General features: G+C 68.5%; 15 protein-coding genes. 10 read left to right on the forward strand and 5 right to left on the reverse strand.

The window, feature by feature from the left end; all coding sequences use genetic code 11:
• Window positions 1-113: 113 nt before the first annotated feature.
• From EKE94_RS06880 to cobS, 3 genes are all read right to left on the reverse strand, one after another.
• Window positions 114-1,931 carry an aminopeptidase P family protein gene (locus tag EKE94_RS06880; RefSeq protein WP_127905862.1) on the reverse strand — a complete coding sequence of 606 codons (1,818 nt, stop codon included), beginning with the start codon at window positions 1,929-1,931 and terminating at the stop codon, window positions 114-116.
• On the reverse strand, window positions 1,931-3,808 hold the full coding sequence (cobT, locus tag EKE94_RS06885) for a cobaltochelatase subunit CobT (protein ID WP_127905863.1): 1,878 nt from the start codon (window positions 3,806-3,808) through the stop codon (window positions 1,931-1,933). The genes EKE94_RS06880 and cobT overlap by 1 nt, the downstream gene beginning before the upstream one ends.
• Window positions 3,809-3,946: 138 nt before the next feature.
• A complete protein-coding gene (cobS, locus tag EKE94_RS06890) occupies window positions 3,947-4,933 on the reverse strand; it encodes a cobaltochelatase subunit CobS (protein ID WP_127905864.1) in 987 nt (328 codons plus the stop codon).
• A gap of 201 nt (window positions 4,934-5,134) precedes the next feature.
• Here cobS and EKE94_RS06895 point away from each other — a divergent pair, with 201 nt between their 5' ends.
• The 8 genes from EKE94_RS06895 to EKE94_RS06930 all read left to right on the forward strand — a co-directional run bounded on the left by EKE94_RS06895 (window position 5,135) and on the right by EKE94_RS06930 (window position 10,839).
• Window positions 5,135-5,686: a sigma-70 family RNA polymerase sigma factor gene (locus tag EKE94_RS06895; protein ID WP_127905865.1), complete on the forward strand. Its 552-nt coding sequence runs from the start codon at window positions 5,135-5,137 to the stop codon at window positions 5,684-5,686.
• A complete protein-coding gene (locus tag EKE94_RS06900) occupies window positions 5,683-6,417 on the forward strand; it encodes an anti-sigma factor (RefSeq protein WP_127905866.1) in 735 nt (244 codons plus the stop codon). Before EKE94_RS06895 ends, EKE94_RS06900 begins: the two co-directional genes overlap by 4 nt.
• 446 nt (window positions 6,418-6,863) lie before the next feature.
• The gene (msrB, locus tag EKE94_RS06905; RefSeq protein WP_127905867.1) at window positions 6,864-7,337 is read left to right on the forward strand and encodes a peptide-methionine (R)-S-oxide reductase MsrB; all 474 of its coding nucleotides are present in this window, start codon (window positions 6,864-6,866) and stop codon (window positions 7,335-7,337) included.
• A gap of 718 nt (window positions 7,338-8,055) precedes the next feature.
• On the forward strand, window positions 8,056-8,706 hold the full coding sequence (gene ccmA, locus EKE94_RS06910; RefSeq protein WP_127905868.1) for a heme ABC exporter ATP-binding protein CcmA: 651 nt from the start codon (window positions 8,056-8,058) through the stop codon (window positions 8,704-8,706).
• Window positions 8,703-9,359 carry a heme exporter protein CcmB gene (gene ccmB, locus EKE94_RS06915; RefSeq protein ID WP_127905869.1) on the forward strand — a complete coding sequence of 219 codons (657 nt, stop codon included), beginning with the start codon at window positions 8,703-8,705 and terminating at the stop codon, window positions 9,357-9,359. Before ccmA ends, ccmB begins: the two co-directional genes overlap by 4 nt.
• A gap of 76 nt (window positions 9,360-9,435) precedes the next feature.
• Window positions 9,436-10,164 (forward strand): heme ABC transporter permease, encoded by a 729-nt coding sequence (locus EKE94_RS06920; protein WP_127905870.1) that lies wholly within the window; start codon window positions 9,436-9,438, stop codon window positions 10,162-10,164.
• Entirely contained in the window at window positions 10,161-10,313 is a 153-nt protein-coding gene (gene ccmD / locus EKE94_RS06925) for a heme exporter protein CcmD (protein ID WP_206615029.1), read from the forward strand. The genes EKE94_RS06920 and ccmD overlap by 4 nt, the downstream gene beginning before the upstream one ends.
• Window positions 10,303-10,839 (forward strand): DsbE family thiol:disulfide interchange protein, encoded by a 537-nt coding sequence (locus EKE94_RS06930; RefSeq protein WP_127905871.1) that lies wholly within the window; start codon window positions 10,303-10,305, stop codon window positions 10,837-10,839. The genes ccmD and EKE94_RS06930 overlap by 11 nt, the downstream gene beginning before the upstream one ends.
• A gap of 551 nt (window positions 10,840-11,390) precedes the next feature.
• Here the strand turns inward: EKE94_RS06930 and acnA are convergent.
• Window positions 11,391-14,168, reverse strand: a complete 2,778-nt coding sequence (gene acnA, locus EKE94_RS06935; protein WP_127905872.1) for an aconitate hydratase AcnA — start codon at window positions 14,166-14,168, stop codon at window positions 11,391-11,393.
• Window positions 14,169-14,392: 224 nt separating this feature from the next.
• Here acnA and EKE94_RS06940 point away from each other — a divergent pair, with 224 nt between their 5' ends.
• Both EKE94_RS06940 and EKE94_RS06945 read left to right on the forward strand, forming a co-directional pair.
• Window positions 14,393-15,097, forward strand: coding sequence for a DUF1223 domain-containing protein (locus EKE94_RS06940; protein WP_206615030.1), 705 nt, complete (start codon window positions 14,393-14,395; stop codon window positions 15,095-15,097).
• A gap of 231 nt (window positions 15,098-15,328) precedes the next feature.
• Window positions 15,329-15,844, forward strand: a complete 516-nt coding sequence (locus EKE94_RS06945; RefSeq protein ID WP_127905873.1) for a hypothetical protein — start codon at window positions 15,329-15,331, stop codon at window positions 15,842-15,844.
• On the opposite strand, the gene EKE94_RS06950 is transcribed toward EKE94_RS06945, so the two are convergent.
• Entirely contained in the window at window positions 15,835-16,431 is a 597-nt protein-coding gene (locus EKE94_RS06950) for a TadE/TadG family type IV pilus assembly protein (protein ID WP_127905874.1), read from the reverse strand. The genes EKE94_RS06945 and EKE94_RS06950 overlap by 10 nt on opposite strands.
• Window position 16,432 lies beyond the last annotated feature (1 nt).

Here is a 16,432-nt window from a genome sequence, read left to right on the forward strand (position 1 = left end):
TTGCAAAGCCGGGCGGCCGTTTCGGGACGGCCGCAAAGGGATGGGGCAGGGCGCCGCCGGGCCTGGGCGCGGTTACATGCGCGCCGCCCGGCCCCCGCACGGCCCCCCGAAGATCAGATCGGCGCGGTGGCGCGGGCGAGCCACGCGGCGGCGTCGCCCTCGACCCGATCGGCGAGCTTGGCCGCGACCTCGGCATGGTAGGCGTTCAGCCAGTCGCGTTCGCCCCCCGACAGCATCGCCGCGTTGATCAGCCGCCGGTCGATGGGCGCGTAGGTCAGCGTGGAGAAGCGCAGGAAGTCGCGCCCCGCATCGGCGCCGGGCAGGTCCGCCGTTTCGACCACCAGCAGGTTCTCGATCCGGATGCCGAAGCTGCCCTCGCGGTAATAGCCGGGCTCGTTCGACAGGATCATCCCGGGGCGTAACGGCACCTCGCTGATCCGGCTCAGCCGCTGCGGGCCCTCGTGCACGCCAAGGTAGACGCCGACGCCGTGGCCCGTGCCATGGTCGTAATCCTGCCCCGCCATCCACAGCGGCATCCGCGCCAGCGCGTCCAAATCGCGCCCGGCGAGGCCCGCGGGCCAGACCGCGCGCGACATCGCGATCATTCCCTTGAGTACACGGGTAAAGCAGGCCCGCGCTTCGGCCGAGGGTTGGCCTATGGCGATGGTGCGGGTGATGTCGGTGGTGCCATCGAGGTACTGCGCCCCCGAATCCACCAGCATCAGCTCGCCCCTGGACAGCGGGCGATTGCTGTCTTCGGTCACGCGGTAATGCACGATGGCGCCGTTCGGACCGGCGCCCGAGATGGTGTCGAAGCTGATCTCCTTCAGCTCGCCGGTCTCGGCGCGGAACCCTTCGAGCGCGCGCACGACGTCGATCTCGGTCGGGCGGGTTTCCGAGCGGGTCAGCCCCTCGGCCTGCGTCTCCAGCCAGTGCAGGAAGCGGCAGACCGCTGCACCGTCGCGCAGGTGCGCGGCCCGGGTCGCGGCGATCTCGGCCGGGGTCTTGCAGGCCTTGCGCAGGATGCAGGGATCGCCGGCCCAGGAGATGTCGATCGCGGCCTCTTCCAGCCGCCGCGCGACCTCATACGGAACACTGTCGCGGTCCAGCCGCACGGGCCCTTCCAGGTGGCCCAGCGCCTCGGGGAACTCATCGGCGGGGCACAGCGCGACCTCGTCGCCCAGGTGGTCGCGCAGGCCCTCGGCCTTTGCAGGATCGACGAAAAGCTCGGCCCGGCCGGTATCGTAGAGGATGCAGAAGGCATGGGCGACGGGCGTATGCGCGATGTCGGCGCCGCGGATGTTCAGAAGCCACGCGATACTGTCGGGCAGCGTCAGGATCAGCGCGGTCTCGCCCGCCTTGCGCAGATCCTCGGCCGCCTCGGCACGCTTTTCGGACGAAAAGCGCCCGGCAAGCGTGACGGGGTAGGGCTGGATCGGCGCGGCGGGCGGGGCGGGCTGATCTGCCCAGATCCGATCGACGAGGTTCATCGTCTCTACCAGCTCGATGCCCTTCAGCGCAAGGGTGGCGCGCAGATCCTCGATTTCGCGCACCGTGTGCAGCCAGGGGTCGAAACCCACCTCGGCGCCGTCCTCCAGCGCCTCGGCCAGCCACGGGCCCAGCCGGGTGGCGGGCCATGCGACGGGGGTGATGAGGTCGGTGGCCACCTGCGTCCGTGCCTGCAGCGTGTAGCGGCCATCGACGAAGAGCCCGACGCGGTCGGTCAGCACGGCGGCGAACCCGGCCGAGCCGGTGAACCCGGTGAGCCAGGCGAGGCGTTCGTCGTGCGGGGCGACGTATTCGCCCTGATGCACGTCGGCGCGGGGAACGAGAAAGGCCGACAGGCCGTCGGCCGCCATCTCCTCGCGCAGGGCGGCGACGCGGGGCGGGCCCTGTTCGGGGCTGCTGGTTGCGGTGAATTCCTGGAACATCACGACGCCTTTCTCATCCCCAGCACGCGGGCCCGCTTTCGCGGATCGCTGTCGAACAGGCCGGCCAGCTGCTCGGTCATCGCGCCGGCCAGCTGTTCGACGTCGGTGATCGTGACCGCACGGTCGTAGTAGCGCGTCACGTCGTGACCGATGCCGATGGCCAGCAGTTCGACCGCGCGGCGGCGGCCGACCATGGCGATGACGTCGCGCAGGTGCCGTTCGAGGTAATTGGCCGGGTTCACCGACAGCGTCGAATCGTCCACCGGCGCGCCGTCCGAGATCACCATCAGGATCTTGCGCGCCTCTGTGCGCCGCTCCATCCGGCGGTGCGCCCATTCCAGCGCCTCGCCGTCGATGTTCTCTTTCAGCAGCCCTTCCTTCATCATCAGCCCGAGGTTCGAGCGCGCCCGCCGCCAGGGCGCATCGGCGTGCTTGTAGATGATGTGGCGCAGATCGTTGAGCCGCCCCGGCGTCTGCGGGCGGCCCTCGGCAAGCCATGCCTCGCGGCTTTGCCCGCCCTTCCACGCGCGGGTGGTGAAGCCCAGGATCTCGACCTTGACCTGGCAGCGTTCCAGCGTGCGTGCCAGAACATCGGCGCAGATCGCCGCGATCGAGATCGGGCGCCCGCGCATCGAGCCTGAGTTGTCGAGCAGGAGGGTCACCACAGTATCGCGGAACTCGGTATCCCTCTCGACCTTGAAGGACAGCGGGGTCGTGGGGTTCGCGACCACCCGGGCCAGCCGCCCGGCGTCGAGGATGCCCTCTTCGAGGTCGAATTCCCAGCTGCGGTTCTGCTGCGCCTGCAGGCGGCGCTGCAGCTTGTTGGCCAGCCGGGACACGGCGCCCTTCAGCGGATCGAGCTGCTGGTCGAGATAGGCGCGCAGCCGTTCCAGTTCCGCCGGTTCGGCCAGGTCCTCGGCGCGGATCTCTTCGTCGAAGCGGGTCGAGAAGACCTGGTAGTTGGGGTCGGCGTCGGAGACCGGCGCGGGGGGCGGCGGGTCCATCGGGGCCTCGCCCTCGGGCATGTCGGCGTCTTCGCCCGTCTCCATGTCGGCGGTCTCGTCCGAGGCCATCTGCGCCTCGGCCGCGTCCTGCGACTGGTCCTGGCTCTGTTCGGGGGACGCCTCGCTGTCGTCCTCGTCGGAGCCGTCGTCGTCGCCGGAGCTGTCGGGCTGGTCCTCGTCGTCGCTTTCCTCGGCCTCGTCCTCCTGATCAGGGTCTTCGGCGTCGGGATCCTCGCCCAGCTGGTCGCCGAATCCCAGATCCTCGATCATCTTGCGTGTGAAGCGGGCAAAGGCCGACTGGTCGGCCAGCGTGGTGTCGAGATCGGCGAGCGTTTCGGCGGCGTTCTCTTCGATGAAGCCGCGCCACAGCTGCATCACGTTGTCGGCGCCGCCGGGCAGGGTGCGACCGGTCGCCAGGTGCCGGATCAGGTAGCCCGCCGCCACGTGCAGCGGTACGTCGTCGGTCGATGTCACATCGCCATAGCCCTTGCGCGCGGCCTCGGCGCCGATCTTGGCGTCGATGTTGCCGGCGGTGCCGGGCATGGCGCGGGCGCCCACGGCCTCGCACCGGGCCATCTCCATCGCCTCGTAGAGATCGCGGGCCATCTGGCCCTGCGGGGCGTAGCGGTTGAAGGTGCCCGCATCGTGATACTTGCGCCGCAGCGCATAACTGTCGGCGGTGCCGCGGGCCATCAGCACCTCGTCCCGGGTCATCCGGCGCGAGATCTGCGGCAGCCGCACCCCGTCATTGGTCATCCCCGGAGGGTCGACCGAATAGGACACGCCCAGGTCGGGGTCGTCGGCCAGAACCTTGGTGGCCTCGGCCAGCGCCTTCTTGAAGGGATCGGCGGGGTTGTCTGACGGTTTGCTCATGACCTTGATAAATCACCGCCCGGGCGGGTCGGCAAGGGGGCCGTGCCATCGCCGGGCGGCGGGGGGCGCCGCGCGAACGAAAAACGCCGCCGGAGGGCCCGGCGGCGTGTTGCGGATCGCGACTGCGTGGCGGCGCCCTTACCGGACGCGGACGTTCGCGGCGCTCTCGGGCAGTTCCTCGTCAAAGCAGCGCTGGTAGAACTCGGCCACCGTCTCACGCTCAAGTTCATCGCACTTGTTGAGGAAGGTCAGCCGGAAGGCATAGCCGACATCGGCGAAGATCTCGGCGTTCTGGGCCCAGGCGATGACGGTCCGCGGGCTCATCACCGTGGAGAGGTCGCCGTTCATGAAGGCGGTGCGGGTCAGGTCGGCCACGGTCACCATCTGGCTGATCGTGCGGCGCCCGGCCTCGGTGTTGTAGTGCGGCGACTTCGACAGCACGATGGCCGTCTCGGCATCGTGGCTGAGGTAGTTCAGCGTCGCCACCAGGCTCCAGCGGTCCATCTGGCCCTGGTTGATCTGCTGGGTGCCGTGGTAAAGGCCGGTGGTGTCGCCCAGGCCCACCGTGTTCGCCGTGGCGAAGAGGCGGAAATAGGGATGTGGTTCGATCACCTCGTTCTGGTCGAGCAGCGTCAGCTTGCCCTCGACCTCGAGCACCCGCTGGATCACGAACATCACGTCGGCACGGCCCGCATCGTATTCGTCGAAGACGATGGCGGTGGGGTTGCGCAGAGCCCAGGGCAGGATGCCCTCCTGGAACTCGGTGAACTGCTTGCCGTCGCGCAGCTTGATCGCGTCCTTGCCGATCAGGTCGATCCGGCTGATGTGACTGTCGAGGTTTACCCGCACGCAGGGCCAGTTCAGCCGGGCGGCGACCTGTTCGATATGGGTCGACTTGCCGGTGCCGTGATAGCCCTGGATCATCACCCGGCGATTGTGGCTGAACCCGGCGAGGATGGCGAGCGTCGTGTCACGGTCGAACTTGTAGGTCGGATCCAGCGCGGGGACACGGTCGGACGGCTCGGCGAAGCCCTTGACCATCATGTCGGAGTCGAGCCCGAAGGTCTCGCGCACCGAAATTTCCTCGGTCGGTTTCGCCGCGATGTCCATAGTTCCATCCGCCATAGTAACTGGTTCCCTCATGCCGGCCCCGGCATTCCGGGCGCCGCGGATCGGTTTGCGTGGTGCAACATATCCCATGCAGGTGCAAGGGAAAGGCCGGTCCGGTTTTCGTGTAACCGGGGCTTGAGTTCGCGCGACAAGACGGCAAGACTGGCCCGCGACGGGGCCATGCGCGCCCACGCGCGCCCCGAGGAGTACCGGCATTTGACCATCGCCGAAATCGAAAGCCTGCTACAGAAGACTGCGACCGGGGATCGGTCTGCCTTTCTCGAACTCTATGATCGGACCAGCGCGAAACTTTTCGGCGTCTGTCTCCGTGTCTTGAATGACCGACCCGAGGCCGAGGATGTGCTTCAGGACGTGTTCGTCAAGATCTGGCGCAACGCGGACCGGTATCGCGCCAACGGGCTGAGCCCGATGACCTGGCTGATCACCGTCGCCCGCAACAGCGCCATCGACAGGTTGCGCGCGCGGCGGGCCGCCGGGGGTGCGACGGGGGGCGATATCTCCGAGGCCCGCGAGGTTCCCGACAGCGACCCGGGGCCCGAGGCGCGGGCCATCGCCCTGTCGGAGCGGGATCGCATCCGCGCCTGTCTCGACGAGCTCGAGTCCGACAAGGCGCAGGCGGTCCGGGGGGCCTATCTGGATGGTCTCAGCTACCGGGACCTGGCCGAGCGGTACGCCGTGCCGCTCAACACGATGCGGACTTGGCTGCGGCGCAGCCTGGACAAACTGAAAGAGTGTCTTGGTCGATGAGTGACGCTGCAACATACGATGACCGCGACGACGCGATCCGCGCGGCGGAATACGTGTTGCGCCTTCTCGACACCGCAGAGATGCGCGCCTTCGAGGCGCGGCTCGAGCTTGAGGGCGCGCTGCGCGGCCGGGTCGCATTCTGGGAGGAACGTTTCCTGCCGCTGATCGCGGGCGTCCCCGAGGTTGCGCCGCCGCCCTCGGTGCGCCGCGAGATCGAGCGCCGCATCGCACCATCCCCGGACACCAGGCAGCCCAAGGGCGCGCGGACCGGCCGGCTGGGTCGCCCGGCGCGCGTCAGCCGCGCCCGCGGCTGGCTGGCCGCGGCCTTCGTCGCCGCGCATGTGGCCGCACTGATCATCGTCACCCAGCTCACGCCACCGCCGACGACCACAGGCCCCGTCTACGTGGCCGAGGTGCAGGCCACGGCGCGCGATCTGGTGCTGAACGCCAGCATCGACAGCTCGCGCAGCATCCTCACCGTCGCGCGGCAGTCGGGCACCGCCGGGGCGGGACGCGACTACGAATTGTGGGTGATCCCCGCGGACGGGCCCGCGCCGCTTTCGCTGGGTCTGCTGGACTGGGACGGGGAAACCCGGCGCCCGGTGCCGCAAGAGGTGGTCGAGGCGCTGCAGGGCGGTACCTTCGCCGTGTCGGACGAGCCCGCGGGCGGCTCGCCCACGGGCGCTCCCACGGGCGAAATCGTGGCGACCGCACCGCTCACGACGCTGTGATGGAAATCTCCTGAAAAATTTTGACCCGGTCCGAAACTTCGGGCCGGGTTTTTTCGTGGCTCCCGATGTGTCCCGCCGAGGGGCTGGCCCGTCGTGGCCAGTTGCCTGGGCCCGGGACGGGTCGGTCGCGTTGACCGGTCGTAGTGATTTGATCGCCCTCACGAGGGGGTGATGCGTTTCGTAGCGAGTTCGCGTGTAGAGAGTGGGTGCCGTCCGGTCATGCGCCGGACGGCATCTTTCGGCCCCGCCGCAGGCTTTGAGTGCCGCGCGGGCCGGAAGCCGATTTTTTGCAGATGCCCGTGCCGCGGCTTGGTCTTGCCGACACCCGCTGCGGGTGGGCTGTATCAGGCGCCCGTTTGCGGGCGGTATAGAATGGCGCCCGGTTGCGGGCGACGTCGATGGGCGCCCGTTCGTGGGCGACCCGGGCAGAAGGAAAGGAACCGCAGATGAACCGCCGCGATTTCACCATGGCGTCTCTGGCCGCATTCATGTCGCCGCTGGCCGCCCGCGCCGCGACCGAGGGCAACTTCGAGGTCACGAGGACCGAGGCCGAGTGGAAGGAAATGCTGTCGGATCTGGAGTACGACGTGATGCGCGAAGAGGGGACCGAGCGCGCCTTCACCTCACCACTGAACGACGAGACGCGCGCCGGCATCTTCCATTGCAAGGGCTGTGACCACCCGGTCTATGACGCCGCGACCAAGTTCAAGAGCGGCACCGGCTGGCCGTCCTTCTACCAGGCGATCGATGGCGGCATCGGCACCAAGAACGACCGCAGCTTCTTCATGGTGCGCACCGAATGCCACTGCGCGCGCTGCGGGTCGCACCTGGGCCACATCTTCGACGACGGGCCCGAACCGACCGGCAAGCGTCACTGCATCAACGGCGTCAGCATGACGTTCCGGCCCGCGGCCGCCTGAGACGCCGTCATGCCAGCCGCGTCATGCCTGCCGCCCGCGGCGGGGTGACGCGCGGTTCTACGGAGCGGCCCCCTCATGCCGCCTCTGAGGGCCGCAAGCCCCCCGTCGCCCTCCCGCAGATTTGACCGGGATCGCGGCGGGGGACTCTGTCGTTCCCATGATCCGACGCCAATGGACAAGATGGGGCACGCGACGTGGGACATACGGCGACTGCCTTCGACAAGACCGTCTTCTTCACCGGCGCCGCCTCGGAAATCAGCCCCGCCGCGGCCCGGAGGTTTCATGCCTAGGCACGCATGTTGCGATAGTGAACCTCGACCCGGCCGACCTTGATCATATCCTGGCCGAGGTGCCTGCGTGTGGCATGCGGATCGCGGCAGAGATCGCGGACCCCGCCGCGACGGCCAACATGGGTGCGCGGACCGTCCCGCGGCGGGCGGTATAGCCGTGCTTGTCTTAAATGCAGGGATCGCGGTGATGGCAGGGTGGACGAGATGTCGCCGGACGATGTCCGCCGCCAGATCGAGGTCAACCTATTCGGGTTTTACATCAGCCTGCACGCGGCGTGGTCCTGCCGGTGGACGGCGGCACGACGGCCTCGACCGGACAGTCGCCGCTGAACGGCTAGGACCGTGGTCGGGGTAGGGCCCGGGGTCACGCGGGCAGCCCGTCGCGACGCGGCTTTTGCCCCGCGCCCGGATCGGCTAAGTCCGCGGACATGGAACTGTCGTGTCGGGATCTTGCAGTGGCGCGGGGCGGATGGCCCCTGTTGTCGGGCGTCACCTTTCGGGTGGCGCCGGGCCGGGCGCTGATCCTTCGGGGGCCCAACGGATCGGGCAAGACCACGCTTCTGCGCACGCTGGCCGGGCTGCAACCCGCCCTTTCCGGGCGGGCCGACCCCGAGCCGGGCATGATCGCGTATCACGGCCATGCCGATGGGCTGAAATCCACCCTGACCGCGACCGAGAACCTGAGGTTCTGGGCCGAGCTTTTCGGCACCTCGCCCGATGTGCGATCGGCATTGGCGGCCTTCGGGCTTGAACGGCTGGCGGATCGGGCGGCGGCCCACATGTCCGCGGGGCAGAGGCGCCGCCTCGGGCTGGCCCGGCTGATGGTCACCGGACGCCCCGTTTGGGCGCTGGACGAACCGACGGTGTCGCTCGACACCGCGTCGGTCACGCGCTTTGCGTCCGTTCTGGCGCGGCACCTTGATGCCGGGGGTGCGGCCCTGATCGCCACGCATATCGATCTGGGTGTGCCGGGCGAGGTGCTGGACGTCACGGCGTTTCGCTCCGCGCCGCCCGCGCGGGGGCAGGGCGGCGCGCCGGACGGCTTCGGCAACGCGGCGGATGCGGAGGCGTTCCTGTGAGGGCGCTGCTTCTGCGCGACCTGCGGCTCGCGGTGCGGTCGGGGGGCGGCTTCGGGCTGTCGCTGGCCTTTTTCCTGATCGTGACGGTGCTGATCCCGTTCGGCGTGGGGCCCGAGCCGGGGGTGCTGGCGCGGATCGCGCCGGGCGCGCTCTGGATCGGCGCGCTTCTGGCGGTGCTGCTGTCGCTCGACCGGATCTTCGCGCTGGATCGCGAGGACGGGACGCTGGATCTTCTGGCAACCGCGCCGATCCCGCTTGAGGCCGTGGCAGCGACGAAGGCTCTGGCGCACTGGCTGACCACAGGCCTGCCGCTGGCGCTGGTGGCGCCGGGGCTGGGCGTGCTGCTGAACCTGGCGCCCGCGGCCACGGGATGGCTGATAGGCTCGCTTCTTCTGGGGACCCCGGCGCTCAGCGTCATCGGGGCCTTCGGCGCGGCGCTGACCGTGGGGCTCAAGCGCGGCGGGCTGCTGATGTCGCTTCTGGTTCTGCCGCTTTACGTGCCGACGCTGATCTTCGGCGCGCTGGCGGTCGGCCGGGGCGGGGCCGGGGCGGATGCCGCGACGCCGCTGATGATGCTTGCCGGGGTCAGCCTCGGCACCGTCGCGGTGCTGCCCTTTGCCACCGCGGCGGCGCTCAGGATCAACCTGCGCTAGGGGCTGCCGCGCCACGGGCGCTTTGCCGCAAGCGCCGGGTCTTGAGTGCCCCGGGGGGCGGAGATAGGAGAGACGCATGTCTTTGTGGGAATACGCCAATCCGGTCCGCTTCATGGCCCTGTCGGGCAGGGTTCTGCCCTGGCTGGCCTGGGGGGCGGGCCTGTGCATCGCGGCGGGCCTCTTCTGGGGCTTTTTCCTGACGCCCGAGGATTATCGCCAGGGCTCGACCGTCAAGATCATCTATTTGCACGTGCCGGCCGCGCTGGTCGCGATTAACGGCTGGCTGGCGATGCTCGTAGCCTCGCTGATCTGGCTGGTCCGGCGTCACCATGTCAGCGCGCTGGTCGCCCGCGCGGCGGCGCCCGTGGGCATGGTGATGACGGTGATCGCGCTGGCCACCGGGGCGATCTGGGGCCAGCCTATGTGGGGCACGTGGTGGGCCTGGGATCCGCGGCTGACGTCGTTCCTGATCCTGTTCCTGTTCTACCTGGGCTACATCGCGCTTTGGTCCGCGATCGAAGAGCCCGAGACGGCGGCGGACCTGACCGGCGTGCTCTGCCTTGTCGGGTCGGTCTTCGCGATCCTCAGCCGCTATGCGGTGAACTTCTGGAACCAGGGGCTGCACCAGGGCGCGTCTCTCAGCCTCGACGCCAAGGAGAACGTGGCCGACGTGTTCTGGTGGCCGCTTCTGGTGTCGATGGCGGGCTTCGTCATGCTGTTCCTCGCGCTGGTCCTGGCCCGCACCCGGACCGAGATCCGCGCGCGGCGGCTGCATGTCCTGCGCCTGCGGGAGCGGATGGAATGATGCCCGAGCTTGGCAAATACGCGGCCGAGGTGACGCTGGCCTACGGCGTGTCCCTGTGTCTTCTGGCGGCGCTGGTGGCGGCGACGGTGCTGCGCAGCCGCCGCGTGCGGCGCGACCTGCGAGAGATGGAGAAACGCCGTGAAGATTAAGGCGCTCGCGGTCCTGCCGCCGCTGATCTTTGCCGGGATGGCGGTCGCCTTCTGGCTGGGCATGCAGCGCGATGATCCCGAGGCGCTGCCCTCGGCGCGCGCGGGGCAGGTCGCGCCCGAGCTGACGCTGGAGCCGATGCCGGGCGAGGCCGGGTTCGACGCCGAGACGTTGCGCAACCCCGGCGCGAAACTCGTGAACTTCTGGGCCAGTTGGTGCGCGCCGTGCAGGGTCGAGCATCCGCATCTCGCGGCGCTGGCCGAAGAGGGGGTGCCGATCTACGGCATCAACTACAAGGACGAGCCCGAGCGGGCGCTGGGGTTCCTGCGCGACCTGGGCAACCCTTTCGCGGCCATCGCCGCCGACGCGTCGGGGCGCACGGCGCTGGACTGGGGCGTGTACGGCGTGCCCGAAACCTACGTGCTGGACGGTGAGGGCCGCATCGTCCTGCGCTTTGCCGGGCCGATCACGGAGCGCGTGATCGACAGCCAGATCCGGCCCGCCATCGCCAAGGCGAACGGCAACTGATCCGGCCAGCCCCGCGCGAGGGTTCGGGTCTTAAGCACAGGGTCGGCGCCGTCAGTGGCCGAGCCCCGCGCCAAAGGCCAAAAGCAACAGTACTCCGGTTTCGAGGAAGGGCAGGCTGAACGGCAGCTGCCGCAGGATACTGGTCAGATTCAAAATCATAATGGTCATGCCCCCAAGCATTGGGGAAGCATGTATCGCGATTTCCCGTATGGCGAGAAAACAGATTGTTTCCGCCCAATTGTCGCCAAATGGGAAATTGCGACGCGGTCCTGTCGCCGGTCGTTTTCTGCTAACCATCTGAGACCTGGCCGCAAATCCCGGCCCGGCGGTAGGCGCCGGAGGGGACCGCCAAGAGGGCGCGTCGACGTTTGCACACTCCGGACAGCGGGAATCACCCTCCACGCCGTGCCGGCCCGGGGCGCTTGGCCGCCCTCCCGGATAGGCGTCGGCACCAGCGTACCGCGCAGGAAAAAGGCCGGCCGCGACGAACGCGACCGGCCTTGTCCAGCGGTGGCCCCCACGCCGAGACGTGGGGGAGGTCGCACGAAGGCTCAGCTCGCCTTGGCGAGGTTGCGCAGCACGTAGTGCAGCACGCCGCCGTTCTCGATGTACTCGATCTCGACCGCCGTATCGATCCGGCACTTGATCTCGATCGTCTTGCTTTCGCCGTCCTTGCCGGTGATCGTGCAGGGCACCAGGGCGCCGGGCTTCAGGCCCTCGGACAGGCCTTCGATCGACACCGTTTCCTCGCCGGTGAGTCCCAGCGACTTGCGCGTGTCGCCGCCGGTGAATTCGAACGGGATGACGCCCATGCCGACCAGGTTCGAGCGGTGGATACGCTCGAAGCTCTCCGCGATCACGGCCTTCACGCCCAGAAGCGCGGTGCCCTTCGCGGCCCAGTCCCGGCTGGAACCGGCGCCGTACTGCTCACCCGCGAAGATGACCAGCGGCGTGTCGGCCTCCATATACTTCATGGCGGCGTCGTAGATCGGCATCTGTTCGCCGTCCGGACCCTTGGTGTAGCCGCCCTCGACCCCGTCCAGCATCTCGTTGCGGATGCGGATGTTGGCGAAGGTGCCGCGCATCATCACCTCGTGGTTGCCGCGACGCGACCCGTAGGAGTTGAATTCGCGCGGCTGCACCTGGCGTTCGGTCAGGTACTTGCCGGCGGGCGTCGTTTCCTTGAACGATCCCGCGGGGCTGATGTGGTCGGTGGTGACCATGTCGCCCAGCAGCGCAAGAACGCGCGCGCCCTCGACGTTGTCGATCCGGCCCGGCTCCTTGTCCATGTTCTGGAAATAGGGCGGGTTTTGCACGTAGGTCGACCCCGACGGCCAGTCGTAGGTTTCGCTGTCGGGGGTTTCGACGCCGCGCCACTTCTCGTCGCCTTCGAAGACGTCGGCATACTTCTCCTGGAAGCTTTCGCGCGTCACCGTGCTTTCCACCAGCTGGGCGATCTCGGCCGTCGAGGGCCAGATGTCCTTGAGGTAGACGTCGTTGCCGTTCTTGTCCTTGCCAAGCGGCTCCTTGGTGATGTCGACGTTCATGTCGCCCACCAGCGCATAGGCCACCACCAGCGGCGGCGAGGCCAGGTAGTTGGCGCGCACGTCGGGCGAAATCCGGCCTTCGAAGTTGCGGTTGCCCGAAAGCACCGACACGCCGATCAGGTCGTTTTCGTTGATGCACTCGGAGATCTCGGGGTCCAGCGGGCCCGAGTTGCCGATGCAGGTGGTGCAGCCGTAGCCCACGAGGTTGAAGCCGATGGCGTCCAGGTCCTCTTGCAGGCCCGCCGCCTCGAGGTAGGCGGACACGACCTGGCTGCCGGGGGCGAGCGACGTCTTGACCCAGGGCTGACGGTCGAGGCCCAGCTCGCGCGCCTTCTTGGCGACAAGGCCCGCGCCGATCATCACGTAGGGGTTCGACGTGTTGGTGCAGGAGGTGATCGAGGCGATCACGATCGAGCCATCGTGCAGCTGGTAGTGGCCTTCCTTGGACTTCACGAAGCCGCGGACGTGGTGGCCCTCGTCGCCGGGAATGTCCTTGGGCTCGGGCTGGCCGCCCTCGGCCTCCCAGCGGTTCTCGGCGCGTTCGCTGGCATCCTTGCCGTCACGCTGGGCGCGCACGTAGTCGTGGAACTGCGTGGCGGCCTCGGTCAGGGCGATGTGGTCCTGCGGGCGCTTGGGGCCCGAGATCGCCGGCACGACCGTCGACATGTCGAGCTCCAGCGTATCGGTGTAGACCGGCTCGTAGCCCGGGGTCCGCCACATGCCGTTGGCCTTGGCATAGGCCTCGACCAGGGCGATCACCTCTTCGGGGCGACCGGTCTGGGTGAGGTAGCGGATGGTCTCGTCGTCGATCGGGAAGAAGCCGCATGTCGCGCCGTATTCGGGCGCCATGTTGCCGATCGTCGCGCGGTCGGCCAGCGGCACGTTGTCCAGGCCGTCGCCGTAGAATTCGACGAACTTGCCGACCACGCCCTTTTCGCGCAGCATCTCGACCACGCGCAGCACGAGGTCGGTGGCGGTCGTGCCCTCGGGCATCGCGCCCGTCAGCTTGAAGCCCACGACCTCGGGGATCAGCATGGAAATCGGCTGGCCCAGCATCGCGGCCTCGGCCTCGATCCCGCCGACGCCCCAGCCCAGGACGGCGGCGCCGTTGACCATGGTGGTGTGGCTGTCGGTGCCGACCAGCGTGTCGGGGTAGGCCACGGTGTCACCGGCCTGATCCTGGTCGGACCAGACGGTCTTCGCAAGGTATTCCAGGTTCACCTGGTGGCAGATGCCGGTGCCGGGCGGCACGACGCGGAAATTCTGGAACGCCTTCTGGCCCCATTTCAGGAACTGGTAGCGTTCGATGTTGCGCTCGTACTCGCGGTCGACGTTCATCTGGAACGCGCGCGGGTTGCCGAATTCGTCGATCATCACGCTGTGGTCGATGACCAGGTCGACGGGGTTCAGCGGGTTGATCTTCTGCGCGTCGCCGCCCAGTTCCTTGATCCCGTCGCGCATCGCGGCCAGGTCGACCACGGCGGGCACGCCGGTGAAATCCTGCATCAGCACGCGCGCCGGGCGGTAGGCGATTTCGCGATCCGACGTGCCGCCGGACTGCGCCCACGCGGCAAAGGCCTTGATGTCGTCGGTGGTGACGGTCTTGCCGTCCTCGAACCGCAGCATGTTCTCAAGCACCACCCGCAGCGCGATCGGCAGGCGGCTGAAATCGCCCAGCCCCGCAGCTTCGGCGGCCTCGATGGAGTAGTAGGCGTAGCTCTTGCCGCCCGCCTCCAGAGACTTGCGGGTCTTTGAACTGTCTTGTCCGACCTCGATGGGCATAGGGCTATCTCCCTTGTGGATTGGCGTCCTGGTGTCGCCCCTGTCCCCCCGAGTCTGGCCCGAAGGCGTGGCGACGGTTGCGGTATACTATTGTGCACAACACTTGGCGAGAGGCTTTCGCGCCACGCTTCGCCAACTGCTCGCGCCTTCTCTCAAAACCTTGATTGGAGTCACTGGTTCCCTGCATCTAGGTCAGAAGGGCATCTGACACGAGGGGACAGGGCATGACACGGGCCATCTCGGCGGTTCTGGCGCTGGTGCTGACGGCCGGCACCGCGGTGCCGCTGCACGCCGGCGACCAGCCGGTGGTGATCGAGCTGTTCACCTCGCAGGGGTGTTCGTCCTGCCCGCCTGCGGACGCGCTGCTGGCCGATCTTGCCGATCGGCCCGAGGTCCTGCCGCTGGCCCTGCATGTCGATTACTGGGATTACATCGGCTGGAAGGACCGCTTTGCCAGCCCGGCTTTCACCCATCGGCAAAAGGGCTATGCCCACGCCGCCGGGGTGGGCACGGTCTACACGCCGCAGATGGTGGTGGGCGGGGTCGACCACGTGGTGGGCTACCGCCCGTCCGAACTGATCGACCTGATCGAAAAGCATCGCGCCGCCCCCGATCGGGTGTCGCTGACCGCCACGCTGGCGAATGGCACCGTCACGGTCGAGGCGCCCGCCGCCCCCGATCTGGGCGCGCCGGTCATGGTGCAGCTTGTCACCTTCCTGCCCGAAGAGACGACCGAGATCGAGCGCGGCGAGAATGCCGGCAAGACGCTGACCTATACCAACATCGTGCAGGACTGGCGCGATATCGGGGAATGGAGCGGCGCGGAGCCGCTGAAGATCGATGCCCCCCTCGACGGCGGGCTGCCTGCCGCGGTGATCCTGCAGCGCACCGGCGTGGGCGCCGTCCTTGGCGCTGCGCGGGTGCAGTGACCCGGCGGACCGCAGGGTGCGATCCGGCGCTTGCGACCCGGGGGCGACCGCTGCGCCGTCTCTTGGTGACGGGGGCGGCCGGGGCGCCGCCCGACGCGCCGTTTCATGCCCCGGATCAGCCGGGCAGGGGCAGGACGCAGGGGGCCGCGATCCGGCGAGGATCTTCGGAAATGACGTGCCGAGGCCGCGCGCCGCTCGCCAAGGCCCGGGCGGCGGGCTAGAGATCGGGGCATGACCGATCTGAACCTGACCCTCGATGCCTCTCTGCCCCGGCGGGCCTTTGCCACGGCCCTTCTGATCGTGCTCGGGGGGCTGCTTCTGAACCTTGCCGCGACGGGAGCGCCCTCGCCGGGCTGGATCGTCGTCCTGGCGGCCTTGGGCGTTGGCGCATTGGTTCTGGCCGTGGCGCTTTGGCGTGCGACGGCCAGCAGCGTGGTGCTGACTGACGCGGGGCTGGCGCAGTCGGACGGCCGCCCGATCGCCGCGATGTCGCAGATCGAGGCGGTCGAGCGCGGCATGTTCGCCTTCAAGCCGTCGAACGGGTTCCTTCTGCGGCTGGGCGAGGGCGGCTCCGTGGCCTGGGCGCCGGGGCTCTGGTGGCGACTGGGCCGCCGCGTCGGCGTCGGCGGCGTGACAGGGGCGCCCGCCTCGCGGGCGATGGCCGAGATGCTGGCCCTGCACATCGCCCGGCGGGACGCGACCGAAATGTCCCCCGCGCCGGAGGCACATGGGCCGGATCAGGAATAGTCCATCAGCAGCTGCGGCGCGAAGCGGGGCGAGACCGACATCTGGTGGTGGAACTCCTGGGTGCCGAACCCCGCAAGCTCGAACAGCGGTGTGAAGGTCATCCAGGATTCCACCAGGATCACCATGTCGCCGTTGGCCAGGTCCGGCACCTGATGCAGAAGGTCGGGCAGCGTCGCCTTGGTCACCCGGGGATGATCGCCGGACGAGGGTTCGGACCACATCAGTTCGTATTCCTCCACCGTGCCGCGCCAGCGGATGCCGGTGACCCGGATCCACGTGTCGTGCCGCCCGTTGGTCAGGTAGTGATGCAGATCGCCCAGCCCGCGCACGTAGGCCGGTGTCAGCTGCCGCGCGTCCTGCCGCGAGAGCAGGTCGCCGATCGTGTAGGTGGCGCGGACGTTCTGGCCCTGCATCCGGTAGGCATCGACGAAAACGTAGCTGACGACCACCGACCAGAAGAGCAGCGGCACCACCAGCACCGTCTCGATCGAGAATGTGCCGCGGGTGTCCGCGCAGAAACGCAGCGCGCCCTTGCGCAGCATGGCCAATAGCCGGAGGGGCAGGGACAGGGAATGGGGGCGGCTCATC

Source organism: Mesobaculum littorinae, assembly GCF_004011175.1.
GTDB lineage: Bacteria > Pseudomonadota > Alphaproteobacteria > Rhodobacterales > Rhodobacteraceae > Tranquillimonas > Tranquillimonas littorinae.